Annotated in this window: 15 protein-coding genes; 7 read left to right on the top strand and 8 right to left on the bottom strand. The window is 73.1% G+C overall.

Features of this window, described 5'->3' with window-relative positions; genetic code table 11:
* Positions 1-40: 40 nt before the first annotated feature.
* Positions 41-745, top strand: a complete 705-nt coding sequence (locus tag ACFWI4_RS37420; RefSeq protein ID WP_387205654.1) for a copper homeostasis protein CutC — start codon at positions 41-43, stop codon at positions 743-745.
* A gap of 230 nt (positions 746-975) precedes the next feature.
* Positions 976-2,190 carry a trypsin-like serine peptidase gene (locus ACFWI4_RS37415; protein WP_387205652.1) on the top strand — a complete coding sequence of 405 codons (1,215 nt, stop codon included), beginning with the start codon at positions 976-978 and terminating at the stop codon, positions 2,188-2,190.
* Positions 2,191-2,288: 98 nt separating this feature from the next.
* On the opposite strand, the gene ACFWI4_RS37410 is transcribed toward ACFWI4_RS37415, so the two are convergent.
* A complete protein-coding gene (locus ACFWI4_RS37410) occupies positions 2,289-4,367 on the bottom strand; it encodes a HelD family protein (protein ID WP_387205677.1) in 2,079 nt (692 codons plus the stop codon).
* A gap of 420 nt (positions 4,368-4,787) precedes the next feature.
* Here ACFWI4_RS37410 and ACFWI4_RS37405 point away from each other — a divergent pair, with 420 nt between their 5' ends.
* On the top strand, positions 4,788-4,982 hold the full coding sequence (locus ACFWI4_RS37405; RefSeq protein ID WP_339130064.1) for a hypothetical protein: 195 nt from the start codon (positions 4,788-4,790) through the stop codon (positions 4,980-4,982).
* A 36-nt stretch (positions 4,983-5,018) separates the two neighbouring features.
* Here the strand turns inward: ACFWI4_RS37405 and ACFWI4_RS37400 are convergent, their stop codons facing one another.
* Complete coding sequence (locus ACFWI4_RS37400; RefSeq protein WP_385395070.1) at positions 5,019-6,656, bottom strand: DNA repair helicase XPB; 1,638 nt, start codon at positions 6,654-6,656, stop codon at positions 5,019-5,021.
* A gap of 75 nt (positions 6,657-6,731) precedes the next feature.
* On the bottom strand, positions 6,732-9,290 hold the full coding sequence (locus ACFWI4_RS37395) for a helicase-associated domain-containing protein (protein ID WP_387205650.1): 2,559 nt from the start codon (positions 9,288-9,290) through the stop codon (positions 6,732-6,734).
* Between the two features lie 684 nt (positions 9,291-9,974).
* Between ACFWI4_RS37395 and ACFWI4_RS37390 the strand changes: the two genes are divergently transcribed.
* A complete protein-coding gene (locus ACFWI4_RS37390) occupies positions 9,975-11,018 on the top strand; it encodes an HAAS signaling domain-containing protein (protein WP_387205648.1) in 1,044 nt (347 codons plus the stop codon).
* A 35-nt stretch (positions 11,019-11,053) separates the two neighbouring features.
* On the top strand, positions 11,054-11,677 hold the full coding sequence (locus ACFWI4_RS37385) for an HAD family hydrolase (protein WP_385395078.1): 624 nt from the start codon (positions 11,054-11,056) through the stop codon (positions 11,675-11,677).
* Between the two features lie 39 nt (positions 11,678-11,716).
* On the opposite strand, the gene ACFWI4_RS37380 is transcribed toward ACFWI4_RS37385, so the two are convergent.
* Positions 11,717-11,968: a hypothetical protein gene (locus ACFWI4_RS37380; RefSeq protein ID WP_385395080.1), complete on the bottom strand. Its 252-nt coding sequence runs from the start codon at positions 11,966-11,968 to the stop codon at positions 11,717-11,719.
* Between the two features lie 197 nt (positions 11,969-12,165).
* Between ACFWI4_RS37380 and ACFWI4_RS37375 the strand changes: the two genes are divergently transcribed.
* Entirely contained in the window at positions 12,166-12,549 is a 384-nt protein-coding gene (locus ACFWI4_RS37375; protein WP_361678622.1) for a cold-shock protein, read from the top strand.
* A gap of 42 nt (positions 12,550-12,591) precedes the next feature.
* On the opposite strand, the gene ACFWI4_RS37370 is transcribed toward ACFWI4_RS37375, so the two are convergent.
* The 4 genes from ACFWI4_RS37370 to ACFWI4_RS37355 form a co-directional block, all read right to left on the bottom strand.
* The gene (locus tag ACFWI4_RS37370; RefSeq protein WP_387205645.1) at positions 12,592-13,455 is read right to left on the bottom strand and encodes a 1,4-dihydroxy-6-naphthoate synthase; all 864 of its coding nucleotides are present in this window, start codon (positions 13,453-13,455) and stop codon (positions 12,592-12,594) included.
* On the bottom strand, positions 13,439-14,137 hold the full coding sequence (locus tag ACFWI4_RS37365; protein WP_387205643.1) for a futalosine hydrolase: 699 nt from the start codon (positions 14,135-14,137) through the stop codon (positions 13,439-13,441). The genes ACFWI4_RS37370 and ACFWI4_RS37365 overlap by 17 nt, the downstream gene beginning before the upstream one ends.
* Positions 14,138-14,163: 26 nt before the next feature.
* Positions 14,164-14,670 (bottom strand): DUF2771 domain-containing protein, encoded by a 507-nt coding sequence (locus ACFWI4_RS37360; protein ID WP_385395091.1) that lies wholly within the window; start codon positions 14,668-14,670, stop codon positions 14,164-14,166.
* 75 nt (positions 14,671-14,745) lie between these two features.
* On the bottom strand, positions 14,746-16,170 hold the full coding sequence (locus tag ACFWI4_RS37355; RefSeq protein ID WP_387205641.1) for an MFS transporter: 1,425 nt from the start codon (positions 16,168-16,170) through the stop codon (positions 14,746-14,748).
* A gap of 400 nt (positions 16,171-16,570) precedes the next feature.
* Between ACFWI4_RS37355 and ACFWI4_RS37350 the strand changes: the two genes are divergently transcribed.
* On the top strand, positions 16,571-17,497 hold the full coding sequence (locus ACFWI4_RS37350) for a DUF3027 domain-containing protein (RefSeq protein WP_387205639.1): 927 nt from the start codon (positions 16,571-16,573) through the stop codon (positions 17,495-17,497).
* Positions 17,498-17,909: the final 412 nt, after the last annotated feature.

Here is a 17,909-nt window from a genome sequence, read left to right as displayed (position 1 = left end):
GATTGGACTAGACCTATAGCGGCCCAGGAGAAGAGGTCCGATGAGTGAGCGGAAGAGCGCGGTCCTGGAGGTGATCGCCCTCGACACGGAGGACGCGGTCGCGGCTCAGGCCGGGGGCGCCGACCGGCTGGAGCTGGTCACGGACATGGCGGCCGACGGGCTGACCCCGTCGGCGGAGACCTTCGCCGCGATCCGCGCCTCCGTCGACATCGCGCTGCGCGTGATGCTGCGCCTGTCCGACGGCTTCTCCGCGGGCGGCGCGGGGGGCGTCGACGCTCTCGTACGGGCCGCGGGCGAGCTGCGCGACGCGGGCGCGGACGAGTTCGTCCTCGGCTTCCTGGACGAACACGGCGGTCCCGACCTGGCGGCCGTCGAGCGGATCGTCGCCGAACTCGAAGGCTGCCGCTGGACGTTCCACCGTGCGATCGACCGCGCCGCCGACCGGGACGCCCTGCGCAAGCAGCTCGCCGACCTGCCCGGCCTCGACGCCTATCTGACCGCCGGGTCCCCGGCCGGTGTCGACGACGGGCTGTCCGTCCTCGCGGCCGAGGCCGCCCGCCGCGGCGAACCGGGCTACGAGGCGCGGATCATGGTCGGCGGCGGTCTGCGCCTCGGTCATCTGCCGGAGCTGCGCGCGGCGGGCCTGGACGCGTTCCACATCGGCGGCGCCGCGCGCCCGGAGGGCTGGACGGGGCCGGTCTCCGCGGAGGCGGTACGGGAGTGGCGGGCCGCGGTCGACGCGTAGGACGCGCCGCCCCTGGATTCCGGAGGATCCTGCCGGACGCGGCCCGGCAGGTCACGGATCCATCTCCGCACGGTAGTTGTTGTGTTGTGAGCGTCACGAGGCGATCGGCGCGCGGCTTTTCGCGTGCATATTTGATCGTGCCCCGATCGCCTGGGGCATGACAACCACACATCTGTGCGGGCCGGCGACAGCGGTGCGGCAGCACAGCAGCCTCAGGGGGACAGGGCTCCATGCCATCCATACGCAGCCGCACGCTCGCGGCAGCCGCGGCCGTGATCGCGGCCGTCATGATCACCACGACGGCCTGTGACAGCAAGAAGGACGACACGGGGGCCGCCGCACGGCCCTCGGCGTCCGCCCAGTCCGGCAAGGGCGCCGGCACCGGCCAGGACGACGGCTCCGTCTCGATCGGCGGCTACAAGCTGCCCTCGGGCATTCCCACCGAACTCAGCGGCGCGGCCCTGGACAAGTGGAAGAACGGGGGATGGCAGGACTACAGCCACTGGGCGTCCAAGGCCGAGGACTTCGCCAACCCGTACATCAAGGACTTCTGGTCGCCGGAGAAGATGGCCGAGGCGAAGGCCAGCATCCCGGTCGCCCGGGCGGGCAGCACCAGTTCGGGCTCGGGCAGCGGTGCCACCTCCTACCTGCCCGACGGCAGGGTGACGAAGCAGACCGCGTCCAGGGTCAAGGGCACCTACCACCACTACGCGCCGCCGGTCGGCAAGATGTTCTTCTCCTCGCCCCAGGGCAACATGGTCTGCTCGGCCGCCGTCGTCACCGACCCGGCGCACCCCGGCAAGTCCAACCTGGTGTGGACCGCGGGCCACTGCGTGCACGCGGGCAAGGGCGGCGGCTGGTACCGCAACATCGCCTTCGTCCCCTCGTACAACAACTCCGCGAACCTGAGCAGCCGCCAGATCACCGACCCGCGCGCCAGGTCCGTCTCCCCGTACGGCATCTGGTGGGCCGACTGGGCCACCACCTCCTCCCAGTGGATGACGGGCGGCGCCCACACGGGCAACGCGGCCTCCGGGTACGACTACGCCGTGCTCCACGTCAAGCCCGAGAACGGTGGCAAGTCCCTTCAGGAGCAGCTCGGTTCGGCCCTGCCGGTATGGTTCGGCGCCCCGGCGGCCAACAAGGTCACGTCGATGAAGGTCCGCGGCTACCCGGCCGAGGCGCCCTACGACGGCTCGAAGATGTACGACTGCCACGGCGCCACCAAGCGCTTCGTGCTCGCGAGCAACGTCCCCGCCCAGTTCATGATCGGCTGCACCATGAACGGCGGTGCGTCCGGCGGCCCCTGGTTCATGACCCACAACGGCCGGACCTATCTGGTCTCCAACAACTCCCTGAGCGACCGCAAGACGTTCATCACCGGTCCGCACCTCGGCGAGAACGCCAGGCAGGTCTACCTGGCGACCAGCAGGAAGTTCAAGTAACGCCCGGAGCACCACCGTTGGCGGCCCCCGGCATCCGTGCCGGGGGCCGTCGGCGTGGACGCCGGGGCGGTCAGGGCAGTCGGCCCGGTCGGGCTCGGTCAGGCCAGTTCGGCGGGGAGCGGTGCCGCGTGCGTCACGATCAGGCCCGAGACGGCACGGGTGAGCGCCACGTACAGGCGGCGCAGCCCGGTGCGCTCGTCCGGCTCGCCGTCGACGACCGCCCGCGGCTCGTCCAGGACCACGTAGTCGTACTCCAGGCCCTTGGCGAGCGAGGCCGGCACCAGGGTCAGCCGGGTCTCGGCCGTCGTCTCCTCGCCCGGACCGAGATACGTCCGCCCGGCCGCCGTCAGCGCCTCGGCCAGCGCCGGGATCCGGGCGTCGGCTGCGATCAGCCCCACCGAACCCTCCTGGCCCAGCAACTCCTCGACCGCGTCCAGGACGTCGGCGTCGGCCGTGCTCGCGCGCACCTCGAAGAAGCCCGGGTTCTCCCGTACAGAAGCGACGGGCGTGAGACCGGGCGCGATGTGCGGCAACAGCCGGGACGCGTAGGTGATGACGTCCGTGGGGACACGGAAACCGGCGGTCAGCTCCTCGACGACCGCGTCGCCCTTGCCCAGGTGGGAGAGTGCCTCCTCCCAGCTCCGGGTCGCCCACGGGGTGGTCCCCTGCGCCAGGTCCCCGAGCACCGTCGCCGACCCCGTCGTACAGCGCCGGCCCACGGCGCGGTACTGCATCGGGGAGAGGTCCTGCGCCTCGTCCAGCACCACGTGCCCGAGGGAGTGCGTGCGCTGGACCAGGTCGGTGGCCTCGTCGATCAGCACGGCGTCGGCGGCCGACCACTTCGCGCTCTTCACGCTGCGCACCGGCTTCGCCCAGAGGATCTCCTTCTGCTCGGCCTCGTCCAGCAGCCCCTCCGCGTGCTCGGCCAGGAACTCCGCGTCGCTCAGCAGCCGCAGCACGAGCTTGGCGGGGTCGACCTGCGGCCAGATCGCCTTCACGGCGGCCTTCACCGCCGCGTTGCGGGCGACGGCGTCCTGCACCCGGTCGTCCGGCGCCTCGCCCGAGCGCTCCATCTGGACGAGCACGGCGTGGGCGATGCGCTGCGGGAGGGCCTGGTGGGCGGCGCCGTAGCGGATGTCCCGGTCGAGCAGCTCCCGGACGATCTCCTCCAGCTCGTACGCGGGGACGCGCCAGCGGCGTGACCCCCTGACCACCATCACGGGCTCGGTGGGGACGGTCACGTGCGAGCGCACGGCCCGCCGCAGCACCTCGGCCATCCGGGCGTCGCCCTTGATCACGGCGGCCGGGGCGTCGTCGCTCCCGCGCACCTCGACGTGCGCCACGAGGTCGTCGACGGTCGCCTGCCTGACCTCCAGCTCACCGAGCGCGGGCAGGACCTGCTCGATGTAGTGCAGGAACGACTTGTTCGGCCCGATCACCAGGGTGCCGGTGCGGGCGAGCCGCTCCCGGTGCGCGTACAGCAGATACGCGACCCGGTGCAGGCCGACGGCCGTCTTCCCGGTGCCGGGGCCTCCCTGCACGCAGACCGAGCCGGACAGACCGGACCGGACGATCTCGTCCTGCTCGGGCTGGATCGTCGCCACGATGTCGCGCATCGGGCCGACGCGCGGGCGCTCGATCTCCTGCTGGAGCAGCTTGCTGGTGGCGGCGGCCTCGGCGGGGTCGGAGAGGTGCTCGTCCTCGTAGGCCGTGAGGTCGCCGCCGGTGTAGCCGAAGCGGCGGCGCAGCCCGACGTCCATCGGGTCCTTCTTCGAGGCCCGGTAGAACGGCTGGGACACCGGCGCGCGCCAGTCGATGACCATCGGGTCGCCGTCGGCGTCGTGGACGTGCCGGCGCCCGATGTAGAACCGCTCGCCCTCGGCGCCCTCCGCGAGGTCCGAGCCGGGAGCGTGCAGATAGTCGAGCCGTCCGAAGAACAGCGGGGTGTGGCTGAGGTCGGCGAGGGCCTTGATGCGCTCGGCGATCTGCCGGTGCAGCACCTCGGCGTTCACCCAGTTCGCGGTGACGTCGCGGATGTCGAGGTTCTCGGCGTCCTCGCGCATCGCGCGCAGCGCCGAACGCGAGTGGGCGAGGTGGGAGCGCTCGCGGGAGAGGGGATCGTCGGACGGGGACGGGGACGGGGACGGGGACGGGACGCCGGACGGACCGTCGGACACGGTGGACACGGGGAATTGCCTCCGGAAACCTGCTGTGGGGGTGCTGCGGGAGTGCCGCGATGCTCCGGCACGTGCTGTGCGAGTGATGCGGATCGGGAATCCCTGCGGATTTCGTTGGGAATCCGTTCGGAATCCCTGCGGAATCCGGTGTGATTCCAGGTGCCGTCCGGTTTCCGTCCGGGCGGCGGCACTCCGTCGAGGGAGGCGGGCAAGACCGGAGATTCTAGGCCACGGACGGATGTGGGGGCCAATGGTTTTTCCGTCGCCCGCACGCCGTTTCGGGGTCGGACCCCGGGATCCCTAGGGGGCGCCGTCCGCCGTGAGACGTACGGCGGACGGTCCCGAGCGGTACCTGAGAGGTGGCGAGGTTCGGTCCGTGGACCGACGCCGTTCGGGTCGGGACCGACGCACCATGGAGATATGAGCGCAGCCACTTTCACCCCAGGTCCTGCCCGTCCCGGGCCCGTCGCGCGGGGCGCGACGGCCGTCACCTCCGTGGATCACCGCCATCGCCTCGGCGACGCCCTGAAGGCCGTCAAGGTCTTCGGGCGCGCGGCCATCGGCGTCGTCCTGCTCGGCGAATACGGCGAGGAGGCGGGCGTCCGTCGCCACTGACGCGCACGTCCGCCCCTTCGCCGGAATTCCCCGGAACTAGCTCAGCACCTCGTCGGCGTCCATGATCCGGTAGGCGTAGCCCTGTTCCGCCAGGAAGCGCTGGCGGTGGGCGGCGAAGTCCTGGTCGATCGTGTCGCGGGCCACCACGGAGTAGAAGTGGGCCTGGTGACCGTCGGCCTTCGGGCGCAGCACACGGCCCAGACGCTGGGCCTCCTCCTGGCGGGAGCCGAAGGTGCCCGAGACCTGGATGGCGACCGTGGCCTCCGGCAGGTCGATCGAGAAGTTCGCGACCTTCGACACGACGAGCACGCTGATCTCGCCCTCCCGGAACGCGTCGAACAGCTTCTCCCGCTGGGCGTTGCTGGTCTCGCCCTTGATCACCGGCGCGTTCAGATGCTCACCCAGCTCGTCGAGCTGGTCGATGTACTGGCCGATCACGAGGATCTGCTGCCCGGCGAACCTGCGCACCAGCGCCTCGGTCACCTTCCGCTTGGTCGCGGTGGTGGCGCAGAAGCGGTACTTCTCCTCGTTCTCGGCGGTGGCGTACGCGAGCCGCTCGGAGTCGGTGAGGTTCACCCGCACCTCGACACAGTCGGCCGGGGCGATGTAGCCCTGCGCCTCGATCTCCTTCCAGGGCGCGTCGAACCGCTTGGGCCCGATCAGCGAGAAGACGTCCGACTCGCGTCCGTCCTCCCGTACCAGCGTCGCGGTCAGCCCCAGCCGCCGCCGGGCCTGGAGGTCGGCGGTGAACTTGAAGACCGGGGCGGGCAGCAGATGCACCTCGTCGTAGAGGATCAGGCCCCAGTCGCGGGAGTCGAACAGCTCCAGGTGCGGGTAGACGCCCTTCCGCCGGGTCGTCAGCACCTGGTACGTGGCGATGGTGACCGGGCGGATCTCCTTGCGGGTGCCGCTGTACTCGCCGATCTCGTCCTCGGTCAGCGAGGTCCGCTTGACCAGCTCGTGCTTCCACTGCCGGGCGGAGACGGTGTTGGTGACCAGGATGAGCGTGGTCGCCTTGGCCTGCGCCATCGCACCGGCCCCGACGAGCGTCTTGCCCGCCCCGCAGGGCAGCACCACGACCCCGGAGCCGCCGTGCCAGAAGTTCTCCACGGCCTGACGCTGGTAGGGCCGCAGGGCCCAGCCGGTCTCGTCGAGCTCGATGGCGTGCGCCTCACCGTCCACGTACCCGGCGAGGTCCTCGGCCGGCCAGCCCAGCTTCAGCAGGGTCTGCTTGATCTGGCCGCGCTCCGAGGGGTGCACGGCCACGGTGTCCGGGTCGATCCGGTTGCCGACGAGCGGGGCGATCCGCTTGGACCGCAGCACCTCCTCGAGGACGGGCCGGTCGGTGGTGGTCAGTACCAGCCCGTGGGCCGGGTGCTTGCTCAGGGTGAGGCGCCCGTAGCGGTCCATCGTCTCGGCGATGTCCACCAGCAGCGCGTGCGGGACCGGATAACGGCTGAACTCCACCAGCGCGTCCACGACCTGCTCGGCGTCGTGCCCGGCGGCCCGCGCGTTCCACAGGCCGAGCGGGGTCACCCGGTAGGTGTGGATGTGCTCGGGCGCACGCTCCAGCTCGGCGAAGGGGGCGATGACACGACGGCAGGCGTCGGCCAGCTCATGATCGACTTCCAGCAGAAGCGTTTTGTCGGACTGGACGATGAGGGGTCCGTTCACAACCGTCCCTTTCTGCGTGGCGGCACCCGGCGCGGATGCTCGGCCAAACGTCCAGTGTGCCCTACCGGCGGACGGTCACGGCTGGTCGTCGGCCAGCTCCGCGACCCCCGTGACCCGGTGCAGCGGATAGGTACGGACCTCGTCCGCCGTGTGGTCGTACGCCGTCACGAAGCCGCCCTCGACCCGGATCGGCGCGATCACCCGCTGACTGGCCGCGCCCTCGGCGTTGACGTACCCGATCCACACCGCCTCGCCGGTCATCACGGCCGCCTGCATGGTCGCGAGGGTCTCGGCGGAGCTGGTGCGGGGCAGGACGCCGTCGCCCGGGCGCCCGGCGGCCGTGTCGTCCTTGCGCGGGGCCGTGGAGGCGAGGTCCCCGGCCCGGATCGCCCGGATCGCGGCACCGAGCAGGGTGGCGTCCGGAACCGGCGGACCGTCCGGGACCGGCTCCGGAGCCGTGCGCGGCGGAGTGCGGTGGGCGTGCGCCCGGCTGATCAGCACATCGCCCTCCGCCGACTCGGCGGCCGGCGCGAAACCCATCGTCCTCAGCCCGGCCAGCAGGCCCGACGGATCGGCCTGCGCGACCAGGACCGTCGGCGCGATCCGCCGCAGCCCGAACTCCTGCGACCGCTTGTCGGCGAGGATCTCGTTCAGGACCGCCTCGTCGTCGCACCGGACGTACGCCGACGCCGCCCCGATCCGCAGATGCCCGTGCCGGCGCGCCATGTCGTCGATCAGATAGGCCAGCGGCTGCGGAACCGGCGTACGCGAATGAGCCGCGAGGAAGGCGTGCAGGTCGGACGCCGAACGGCCCGCGTCCAGCGCCCGCCGCACCGACGCCGGCGTGAACCGGTACACCGTCGCCCCGCCCTTGGACTCGACGTCCGCGAGCACCCCCAGCGTGTCGGCCAGCGGACGCTCCAGCGGCCCCGGCGCGACCGCCGTCAGATCCGCCTGGAGCAGCACGTGGTCCAGCGGCTCGGGCAGCAGCGGCGCGAGGAGCCGCGCGGCCCGCTCCGCCGCCGCGGCCCGCTCGGCGGGGGAGTGCGGCGCGGGAGCCGCCACGGCGGAGGCCTCGGACCGGCGCCGCCGGTGATGGGCCGGGAGCCGGTCGCCGGGACCGGACGGCGCGGCCGGCGCCGCGACCGCAGGGGCGGGCAGCCCCAGCAGCGCCCGCCCCTGCGCGGACAGCGCGCCCCGGCCGGTCACCCCCAGCAGCTCGGCCTCCGACAGCGTCCAGCGGGCCAGCCGGGCCCGCGCGTCCTCCGGCGACTGCCGGACCGAGCGCGAGGGCCGCTCCCAGTGCAGCCGGGTCAGCAGCGTCTCCACGTCGGGGGAGGAGCCCTCGGGAAGCTCGGCGAGCAGGGCGAGCACCCGGTGGCGGACCTCGGGGGCCGCGGAGCGGTCGAGACCGGGGCCGAGCGCCGAGAGCGTACGGTCCTTCGCGTCCCGCCCGCCGACCAGACCGGCCGTGCGGGTCGCCGCCAGCCACGCCGAGGCCAGCCGCGCCCAGCGCTCCGCGGCGGGCAGCTCCAGCCAGGCGTCGTACGCGGGGGTCGCCGCGAACCGTTCGTCCGCCTCCCCGTCCGACGCCACCAGGCCCGCCGCGTAGGCGAGTTCCACCCAGAACGCGGCGACCGGCTCGGGCACGTCGAGCGCCACCGCCGTCCGCTTCAGGTCCCGCACGCTCAGACCGCCCGCGCGCAGCACGGCGGGACCGCCCTCGTGCCAGTCCTTCAGCAGCTCCTCGACCGTCGCCAGCGTCGTGTACGCCTGTCCGGCCGCCGCCGCGTCCACAGCCTGTGGACCGTGGGCCGTCGCCGTCCCGACCACGGGGGCCACCGGCTCGGTCACCCGGTGCGCGCGGCCCGCCCGCAGATGCAGCGCGACCTCCCGGGGCAGCACGACCGTGCCCGGCGCCGTCGGCAGCAGCAGCCCCCGGCCGATCAGCCAGCGCAGATGCGCCGCCGGCTCGGCCGTCACCTGCCCGTACGGCGGCCCCCACACCAGCCGGGACAGCACGTCCACCGCCTCCGCGGGAGCCTCGTCCAGCAGCGCCGACATCCGGGTCCGGTCGGCGAACAGGGCGCCGAGCGAGGCCACCGCCGACACCGAGTCATGGGTGGACGCCAGCCCCGCCGCGGCCACGATCTCCTGGATGCGCCCCGGCGACATGCCCGCCGTCGCCTCGGCGACCGTCGGCCCGAGCCCCGTCGGCGAGGGGTGCTGCGGGGACGGGGCGAGCAGTTCACGTGCCGTGCGGACCAGCCGGAGCCGGTCGTCGGGCCCCCACAGGAGCGCCTGCTCGCGCAGCGTCCCGAGCGCCTGCGGGAAGGCCGCCGTGACCGCCGGGTCGCCGTCGTCGCCCGCGAGCAGCCCCAGCAGCTCCTCGTACGTCGCCGGTTCCCGCGCCACGGCCAGCGCCTCCGCCGTCTGGAGCGTGAAGCGGTCGAGACGCTCCAGGGCCCGTACGACCGAGGCCCGGGTCCCCGCCCTCGTCGCCAGCTGGGTGAGGTCCGTGGGCACGGGGGTGATCAGGTCCGGCCGGGACCGCAGGAGGACGGACAGCGAGGCGTCGTCCCGCGCGCGGAGGGCTTCCGCCAGGGACCGCGGGGCGGTCGTCTCGGGGCTCATCCTGCCAACGGTAGCGGGTGCCACGCTCCCGGGACCCGGCCCCTGGCCGGTGAGGCTTCGGGCGGGGGCGCCTCTATCCGGTGGGTGGGGTGTCGGGCGGGGCGCCTGTGCCCGGTCGGCGGGGCGCCGGGCGGGCCGTCTGGTCCCGGTCGATGGGGCGTTGGGCGGGCCACCTGTCTCCGGGCGGTGGGGCGTCGGGCGGGTCACCTGCGCCCGGTCGGTGGGATGTCGGGCGGCCACTTGGCGCCGGTCAGTGAAGCGTCGAGCGGGCTGCCTGCGCCCGGCCGGTGAACCGTTGGGCGGGCCGCCTGGCCTCGGTCGGTGATGTGTCGGGTGGGCTATCCGCCCCTGGTCGGTGAAGTGCCGGGCGGGCCGTCGGCCTCCGGTCGGTGAGGCGTCGGGAGGGTCACCTGCCCCCGGTCGGTGAGGTGTCGGGCGGGCCGCCTGCGCCCGGTCGGTGAACCGTTGGGCGGGGCGTCTGGTCCCGGTCGGTGGGGTGTCGGGCGGGCTGTCTGCCTCCGGACGGTGGCCCCGGCCGGTGAACCGTCAGGCGAACGCGTGGGCCCCGGCGGCGTCGGGCGTCGTACGGCTGCCCGAGGCCCGGACCGGACGCTCCGGGCCGGCGGAAAACCGGTACCTTCGTCACCGCGGGGTATCCAACGCACCAGCCCCGGAGGGGACTTCGTGGGGATCGAGAGCGACCAGCTGGTCTTCGACTATCTGAGCCGGGTCGGCGACCTGGCCCAGCAGCGGCAGTTGCCGTCCGGGACCCGCATGCGCCTGGTCACGGAGCTGCGCGCGGAGATCGACCGCCGCCGCGCCGGAGCGGCCACCGACAGCCCCGCCGCCGTCCGCCGCATCCTCGACCGGCTCGGCACCCCCGACGAGATCGTCGCCGCGGCCGGACAGGGCACCGGCGCGTCCCCCGAGGCCGCCGCGGGCACCCGGACCTGGGCCGCCGTGCCCCCGCAGCGCGACGCCGCCGAGCCCGTGGAACGCCCCAAGGGGCTGCGCCGGGTAGTCCCCCGCCCCCGCCCCGCCCCGGAGCGGTCCACCGAGGGCGCCGGGGCCGACGCGCCGTCCCCGCCCCATCTGGCGAGCGCCTCCGAACTGGGCGACAGCGCCACCCGGCCCGACTGGTGGCGGTCGACCGACAGCCCCTTCGGACTCGGTGACAGCGTCCCGGGGTTCGTCGGCGGCGTGGAGATTCCCGAACTGCTCAAGCCACCCCCGGGGAACGGGGACGGGGACGGCGAAGGGGCGAAGCCGGCCGCAGGGGCGACGACACCAACCACTCCGGCTGTCCCGGCCGCTCCGGCAGTGGAGGGCGAGCCCGCCGCCGAGGCAGCCGTCGCCCGCCGCGGACCCCGCCGGTTCCTGCCGCGCCCCGGCCGCTGGACCAACCCGTTGCTCCTGCTCGCCGCCGCGCTCCTCGTGGCCGGCGCGGTCCTCGGCAACTGGTTCGCGCTCGGACTCGGCTGGCTGATCGCCTACGGCTCGCGCCGGCTGACCCCGGCCGAGTCGAAGTGGGCCGTCCTGGTGCTGCCCGGCCTGTCGGCCGCGGCCGGGATCGTCTGGCTCTGGGGCCGTGCGAACGGCCGCTGGGGCACCCCCGTCGCCGCGGGCCACATGAACGAGGCGCTGGCCCAGACCTGGCCCTTCGTCGTCCGCGGCGCCGCGATCGCCTCGGCGCTCTACCTGGTCTGGCGCTCCCAACGCCTCCGCTGAGACCGGCCACGCCCCGGGAGGAGGGCCTGGGCACAATGGTGCATATGACCTCACCTGCGCTGACCGTCGGCTTCGACCTCGACATGACCCTGATCGACTCCCGCCCCGGGATCCACGCCTGCTTCGAGGCGCTGTCGGCACGGACCGGGACGTACATCGACGCCGATCTCGCGGTCACCCGGCTCGGGCCCCCGCTGGAGCAGGAACTCGCCCACTGGTTCCCGGCCGAGTGGATAGAGGAGATCGCCGGCGTCTACCGCGAGATGTACCCCGAGCACGCGATCACCGGCTCGCTCGCGATGCCCGGCGCGCGCGAGGCCGTCGCGGCGGTGCGGGCCGCGGGCGGGCGCGCCCTCGTCGTGACCGCGAAGTGGGAGCCCAACGCCAGGCTGCACCTGGACCACCTGGACATCGGCGCGGACGAGGTCGTCGGCAACCTCTGGGCCGAGCAGAAGGCCGTGGCGCTGCGCGAGCACGGCGCGAGCGTGTACGTCGGCGACCACACCGGCGACGTACGCGGGGCGCGCACCGCGCGGGCCTACAGCGTGGCCGTGACGACCGGCCCGTGCGACGCGGAGGAACTCCGCGCGGCGGGCGCGGACGTCGTCCTCGCCGACCTCACGGAGTTCCCGGCATGGCTGGAGAACCACCGCCGCTGAGGGACGGGGGCCGGGGGAAGGGGCCGGGAGCGGGCGCCGTCAGGAACGCGCGGCGCGCGCCCGGCGGCGGCCCTCGGCGGCGGATTGCAGCACGCCCGCGGCGGCCAGCAGGAATCCGACGCCCATGAGCATGCTCAGGCCGAACATGTAGAACGGAAAAGGTTTCGTTCCGAGGAACAGCGGGGCCACGGTGACCAGTGTGGCCAACGCTCCGACGAAGAACACGATGGCACCGGCACGGATCAGCCGGTCACCGGCTTCGGCGGAATTCACTTGGGTTTTGTCACGCACCCCACCAGGGTAGTTCCCTGCGCGAAGGAACAATCCAGCGACGTCTTGTCACGAGCCGACGGACCATTAGCCTTGGTACCGGCGGGTCGGCAGACCCGCTGTAGTGCTATCCAGAGGCGTTTAAAGGGCAGTTGCCCCTGCAACCACCCGAGCCGTTCCCAGAGAAGTTTCCGACGAGTACGAGGACGAGGACAGACGTGCCCACCGGCAAAGTCAAGTGGTTCAACACTGAGAAGGGCTTCGGCTTTCTCTCCCGTGACGACGGCGGCGACGTCTTCGTCCATTCCTCGGTCCTGCCCGCCGGAGTAGACGCCCTCAAGCCCGGCCAGCGTGTCGAGTTCGGTGTCGTCGCCGGTCAGCGCGGTGATCAGGCGCTCTCGGTGACCCTTCTGGAACCGGCCCCCTCGGTGGCCGCGGCCCAGCGTCGCAAACCGGACGAACTGGCCTCCATCGTCCAGGACCTGACGACCCTGCTGGAGAACATCACGCCCACCCTGGAACAGGGCCGCTACCCCGACAAGACCTCGGGCAAGAAGATCGCGGGGCTGCTGCGCGCGGTCGCCGACCAGCTCGACGTGTGACCGGACCCCGGCCGCGGGAGGCGGGCGAGGTCCGGTGCGGGATCAGGGAAAGGCCAGTGCGTCCGGCCCGAGGGGCGGTACCAGCCCCTCGGCCGCCGCGCGCGTGAGCAGCCCGCGGACCGCCGCGTAGCCGGACTCGCCCAGCTCGGCCGTGAACTCGTTCACGTACAGGCCGATGTGCTGGTCCGCGACCTTCGGGTCCATCTCCTGGGCGTGTTCCAGGACGTAGGGGCGGGACGCCTCGGGGTCGTCCCAGGCGGCGCGGACCGAGGCCCGGGCGGCCGCGGCGAGCTCCAGCAGCCGCTCCGCTCCCAGCGACCGCCTGGCGATGATCGCGCCCAGCGGGATCGGCAGCCCGGTGGTCCGCTCCCAGTGCTCGCCCATGTCGGCGAGCTTGTGCAGCCCGTAGTTCTGGTACGTGAAACGCGCCTCGTGGATGACGAGTCCCGCGTCGACCTTCCCGTCCCGTACCGCCGGCATGATCTCGTGGAACGGCATGACCACGATCTCGCCGACCCCGCCGGGGACCGTGTCCGCCGCCCACAGCCGGAACAGCAGGTACGCCGTCGACCGCTCGCTCGGCACGGCCACCGTACGGCCCGTGAGGTCGGCCCCCGCCTCCCTGGTCAGCACGAGCGGGCCGCAGCCCCGGCCGAGCGCGCCGCCGCAGGGCAGCAGCGCGTAGTCGTCGAGGACGTACGGCAGGACGGCGTACGACACCTTCAGTACGTCGAACTCGCCGCGCTCGGCCATCCCGTTGGTGATGTCGATGTCCGCGAACGTCACGTCCAGGGACGGCGCGCCCGGGACCCGGCCGTGCGCCCACGCGTCGAAGACGAACGTGTCGTTGGGGCAGGGCGAGTAGGCGATCCGCAGGGCTTCGGCGGTCTCAGTCAGTGAGCTCATGGGGGTTCCAACTCTCCAGCAGGGGTCCCAGCTTCCCGAAGGCCTCGGTGAGGGCCGCCAGGGCGGCGCCGATGTCCCACGCGGCGCGGTCGCGCGGGCCGACGGGATTGGACACCGCGCGGATCTCCAGGACCGGCACGCCGTGCGCGCCGGCCGCCTCGGCGGCTCCGAAGCCCTCCATCGCCTCGGCGAGGGCACGGGGGTGCCGGGCGCGCAGTTCGGCGGCGCGTGCGGCGCTGCCGGTCACGGTCGACACGGTGAGGACCGTTCCGACAGCGGCGCCGGTGGCGGCCGCGGCCGCTCGTACGAGTGATTCCGGGGGCCGGTGGCTGACGGTTCCGAAGCCGAGTTCGGTGACCGGCAGGAACCCCTCGGGCGTCTCGGCGCCCAGGTCCGCGGCGACGATGTCGTCGGCGACCACGAGGGATCCCACGGGTGCGCCGGGCTGGAAGCCGCCGGCGATGCCCGCGCAGACCACGAGGCCGTAGGGCGTGCCGTTGAGGGCGGCCCTCGTCAGCGCGGCGGAGACGGAGGCGGCGGCGAGGGCGGGGCCGACACCGGCGGCGAGCAGATCGAGCCCGCCGGTCCGGTGGAGCGTCGCCCCCGGAAGCCGTATCTCCCGGGCCGTGCCGGACGACGCCGCGGCCACCGCTGCCCTCTCCGCGGAGACGGCGGTGGCCACGAGCACCCTCGGCCCGGCGGGGGCGATCAGTTGTCCGAGTCCTTCTTGAACTTGAAGGACCACAGGCCGGTCACCGTCTTGTCGCCCTCCTTGATGGAGACGAGCGTCGAGGTGCCGGTGGCGCCGTACTGCTGGTTGAAGAAGACGCTGCCCGGGATCGTCAGGTACGTCTTCTTGGTGCTCTCGGGCAGGAGCTGCTGCCCGTTCATCAGGATCGTCCAGCCGTTGTCGGCGATCTTCGGGTCGACACCGAACCGCACGGTCGCGTCGGGGTCGACGTCGATCGACTTGATGTCCTTGGACCGCAGGCAGCTCGTCAGGTCGGCGGTCTTCACCGCGTTGCCGTCGTTGTAGCAGTCGGCCTCGGAGCTCACCGACTTGGTGCCGACCGTGACGGTGGCCATGGGGGTCGGCTTGTCACAGGCGGAGAGGGCGAGGAGTCCGGCGGAAACGGCGCCGACCGTGGCGACGGCGCGGCGACGGCGCGCAGCGCGTTGTCCATTAGCGGCTCTGCCGCGGGGCAGGGAGGTCATGACCGAAGGCTATCGGGCACGCCCACCCGTGCCCCCACGTGGGGTGCGGCGTGCCGTGCGAGGCCCCCGCGCGGCTCAGGAGACGCGGCTGCGGGCCGAACCGCCGCGCCGGGCCACCAGGAGCAGTCCCCGCACGGTCGTCAGCCACCCGACGGCGACGATCCCGGCGGCCACGGAGAGGCCGAGCGGGCCGTTGAGGGGCATCGCGATCCCGATGGCGCCGCCGAGGACCCAGGCCATCTGGAGCAGTGTCTCGGAGCGTGCGAACGCCGAATTCCGGACAAGTTCGGGGACGTCCCGCTGGATCATCGCGTCCAGGGACAGCTTGGCGAGGGCCTGCGCGAAGCCGGCGATCGCGGCGAGGGCCGCCACCATCAGCGTGCCGAAGAAGAGCGCCGCCATGATCGCGGCGGCCAGCACGCAGGCCACCACCGTCACGACGATGATCTCCGGGGCGCGCTGCTTCAGCCAGGCCCCGACGGCCGTGCCGAGCGCGTTGCCGACGCCCGCCGAGACGACGACCAGGCCGAGCGAGACCGCGGCGCTCTTGCCGGTGAGCGGGTGTTCGCGCAGCAGGAAGGCGAGGAAGAAGATCAGGAAGCCGGACAGACAGCGCAGCGAGGCGTTGGCGCCGAGCGCGTGGGTGACGGCCGTGCCCACGGTCCGCAGCCCGGGGCGCGGGGGTTTCTTCAGGTGCGGGCCGTGCAGATGGTCCGCGTCGGCGGCGAGCAGGGCCGTGTCCTCGCCCTTGGCGGAGTCCACCTTGGGTGGCAGCGAGAACGACAGGAACGTCCCCGCGATGAAGATCGTGAAGGCGCCGTAGAGCGGATAGCGCGCGCCCGCCGACTGGAGCAGGGCGGCGATCGGCCCGGCCACACCGGTGGCCAGGAGCCCGCCGAGCGTGACTCGGGAATTGGCTTTGACCAGAGAGAACGTGGGTGGCAGCAGCCGGGGTACGACGGCGCTGCGCACCACGCCGTACGCCTTGGAGGCGACGAGCACGCCGAGGGCGGCCGGGTACAGCTCGAAGGTGCCGGTGACGACCGCGCTCGCCAGGATCAGGGCGAGCATGGCCCGCGCGAGCATGGAGCCCGCCATCGCGGCGCGCCGGCCGTGTGGCAGCCGGTCGAGCAGCGGGCCGATCACCGGGGCGAGGACGGCGAAGGGCGCCATCGTGATGCCCAGGTAGAGGGCGACCCTGCTGCGGGCCTCGTCGGTCGGCACGGAGAAGAACACGGTGGACGCGAGCGCCACCGTGATCATGACGTCGCCCGCGCCGTTCACCGCGTGCAGTTCGATCAGTTTCCCGAGGCCGGACTCGCCCGCTCCGTGCGCGTGGGTCGCCTTGCGGATGCCGCGCGCGGTCTTGCGCACCGGGAAGTGCAGGGCACGTCCCACCGCACGGACGGACCCGGCGAGCCGGCCCGATCCGCCACTTCGGTTGCTCCCCTTGGCGCCACCGACACCGGTTGCTCCCTGGGGTGACCTCGCGGACGCCACTCCGTCATAGTGCCCCGAGTTCGGGGTGCGTAGTGCGGTTACCGCGCGTACGGGGGCCGAGTGGGGCCCATCGGACCGGGCCGGACGGGGGTACGGAGGGGGGACTTTCGGAGCGGAGCGGCGGAGTCCGGGGGGCGCGGAGCGGCGAAGATCCTCGGCGCGGAGCACCGAAGACGGCCGCCGGTGTGGGCCCAGGGGCCAGGAGAAGGTAGCGTGCGTAACGCGCCTGCGGCGATTGTTCTCGGCCGCGCGCCTCTCGGCCATCCCGCAGAATGGATGGCGTAGGTGCGCCCGAGTGCGATCGGGCGCGGACGTCGACGCGGCCCAACGGTCCGCTCCGTCCGCACCCCCGCCGAGGACTGGCGCACCCGTGAGACGGCGTAGGAGAGAAGCGATACCTGTGAGCGCAGCGACAACGCGAAGCCGCACCCCAGACCGTCTGTGCGCCGAGGCCGTCGACCTCGCGCGCGCGGCCGCCGAGGAAGCCGCCTACCCGGGCGTCGTCGGCGAGCATCTCGGAATGGTCTCCGAGGGGGACCGCGTTGTCACGCACTACTTCGAGTGCAAGGAACCCGGGTACCGCGGCTGGCGCTGGGCGTCGACCGTGGCCCGCGCCTCCCGGGCGAAGATCGTCACCCTCGACGAGACCGTCCTGCTGCCCGGCACGGACGCCCTGCTGGCACCGGAGTGGGTGCCGTGGAGCGAGCGGCTCCGTCCCGGTGACATGGGTCCCGGGGACCTGCTGCCCACGGACGCCGAGGATCTGCGGCTTGAGCCCGGTTACTCCGGCGAGGACGAGCCCGCGCCGAACTCCGCGGTCTCCGAGGACATGGCCGAGCTGGTGGAGGCCGAGGACGCGGAGGTGACCGCGGGAACGCCCGCGCAGCTTCCGATGGCCCCGCGCCGGGGTTCGATCGCCTCCGTGGCCGAGGAGCTGGGGCTGCGCCGGGCCCGGGTGCTCTCCCGGTACGGGCTGCATGTCGCGGCCGACCGCTGGGAGGAGTCGTACGGGTCCAAGACCGCGATGGCGCAGGCCGCGCCCGCGACGTGCGTCAGCTGTGGCTTCCTGAACCGGATCGGGGGCTCGCTCGGGCAGGCGTTCGGTGTCTGTGCGAATGAGTTCTCGCCGGCGGACGGGCGGGTCGTGTCGCTCGCGTACGGGTGTGGGGGGCACTCCGAGGCGGCCGTCATGCCGACGCCTCCGCGGCCGCCGCTGCCGGTGATCGACGAGACCCAGGTGGACCCGTTCCCGCTCCGTCCGTCCCCCGACTCGGGCTCGGTCCCGTCGACGGCGGACGAGTCCGAGGCAGAACTAGGCCACTCGTAGCTTTTCCCCCGCCCCGTGCCGGGACCGGTACCCGGCACCGGGGGCGAGCCAACGCTTCTTCGCCCCCTCCGCCCCTACCCGACCCGTACCCGGGGCTCCGCCCCGGACCCCGCTCCTCAAACGCCGGAGGGGCTGAATCTTTTCCCCGGCCGGAGCTGAAAAGTGACGGGCAGGGGCTGAAGCTTCCCTTGCCAGAGCCGAAATGCTCCTCGGCCGGGGCTGAAATGCGACCGGCCGGGGCTGCAATTTTTCCCCGGCCGGGGCTGAAATGTGACCGGTTGTGTCGGCCGGAGCCGGAATCTGGGCGCTCCCGCAGCCGGGATCCGGTGTGAGGGGCCGTGCCGGTACATCGATGGCCGTCGCCACCGACGCCCACACCTCACCCAACGGCGACGGCCTGATGCACCGGCAC

It is taken from the genome of Streptomyces sp. NPDC127038, assembly GCF_042725875.1.
In the GTDB taxonomy this organism is placed as follows: Bacteria; Actinomycetota; Actinomycetes; order Streptomycetales; family Streptomycetaceae; genus Streptomyces.
This window is presented reverse-complemented; position numbering and strand designations above follow the sequence as displayed.

Excerpts from the sequence above, each read along its gene's own strand:
- ACFWI4_RS37420 (WP_387205654.1), top strand. The coding sequence starts at position 41 with ATGAGTGAGCGGAAGAGCGCGGTCCTGGAGGTGATCGCCCTCGACACG.
- ACFWI4_RS37415 (WP_387205652.1), top strand. The coding sequence starts at position 976 with ATGCCATCCATACGCAGCCGCACGCTCGCGGCAGCCGCGGCCGTGATC.
- ACFWI4_RS37405 (WP_339130064.1), top strand. The coding sequence starts at position 4,788 with ATGAGCGCAGCCACTTTCACCCCAGGTCCTGCCCGTCCCGGGCCCGTC.
- ACFWI4_RS37395 (WP_387205650.1), bottom strand. The coding sequence starts at position 9,290 with ATGAGCCCCGAGACGACCGCCCCGCGGTCCCTGGCGGAAGCCCTCCGC.
- ACFWI4_RS37385 (WP_385395078.1), top strand. The coding sequence starts at position 11,054 with ATGGTGCATATGACCTCACCTGCGCTGACCGTCGGCTTCGACCTCGAC.
- ACFWI4_RS37370 (WP_387205645.1), bottom strand. The coding sequence starts at position 13,455 with ATGAGCTCACTGACTGAGACCGCCGAAGCCCTGCGGATCGCCTACTCG.
- ACFWI4_RS37360 (WP_385395091.1), bottom strand. The coding sequence starts at position 14,670 with ATGACCTCCCTGCCCCGCGGCAGAGCCGCTAATGGACAACGCGCTGCG.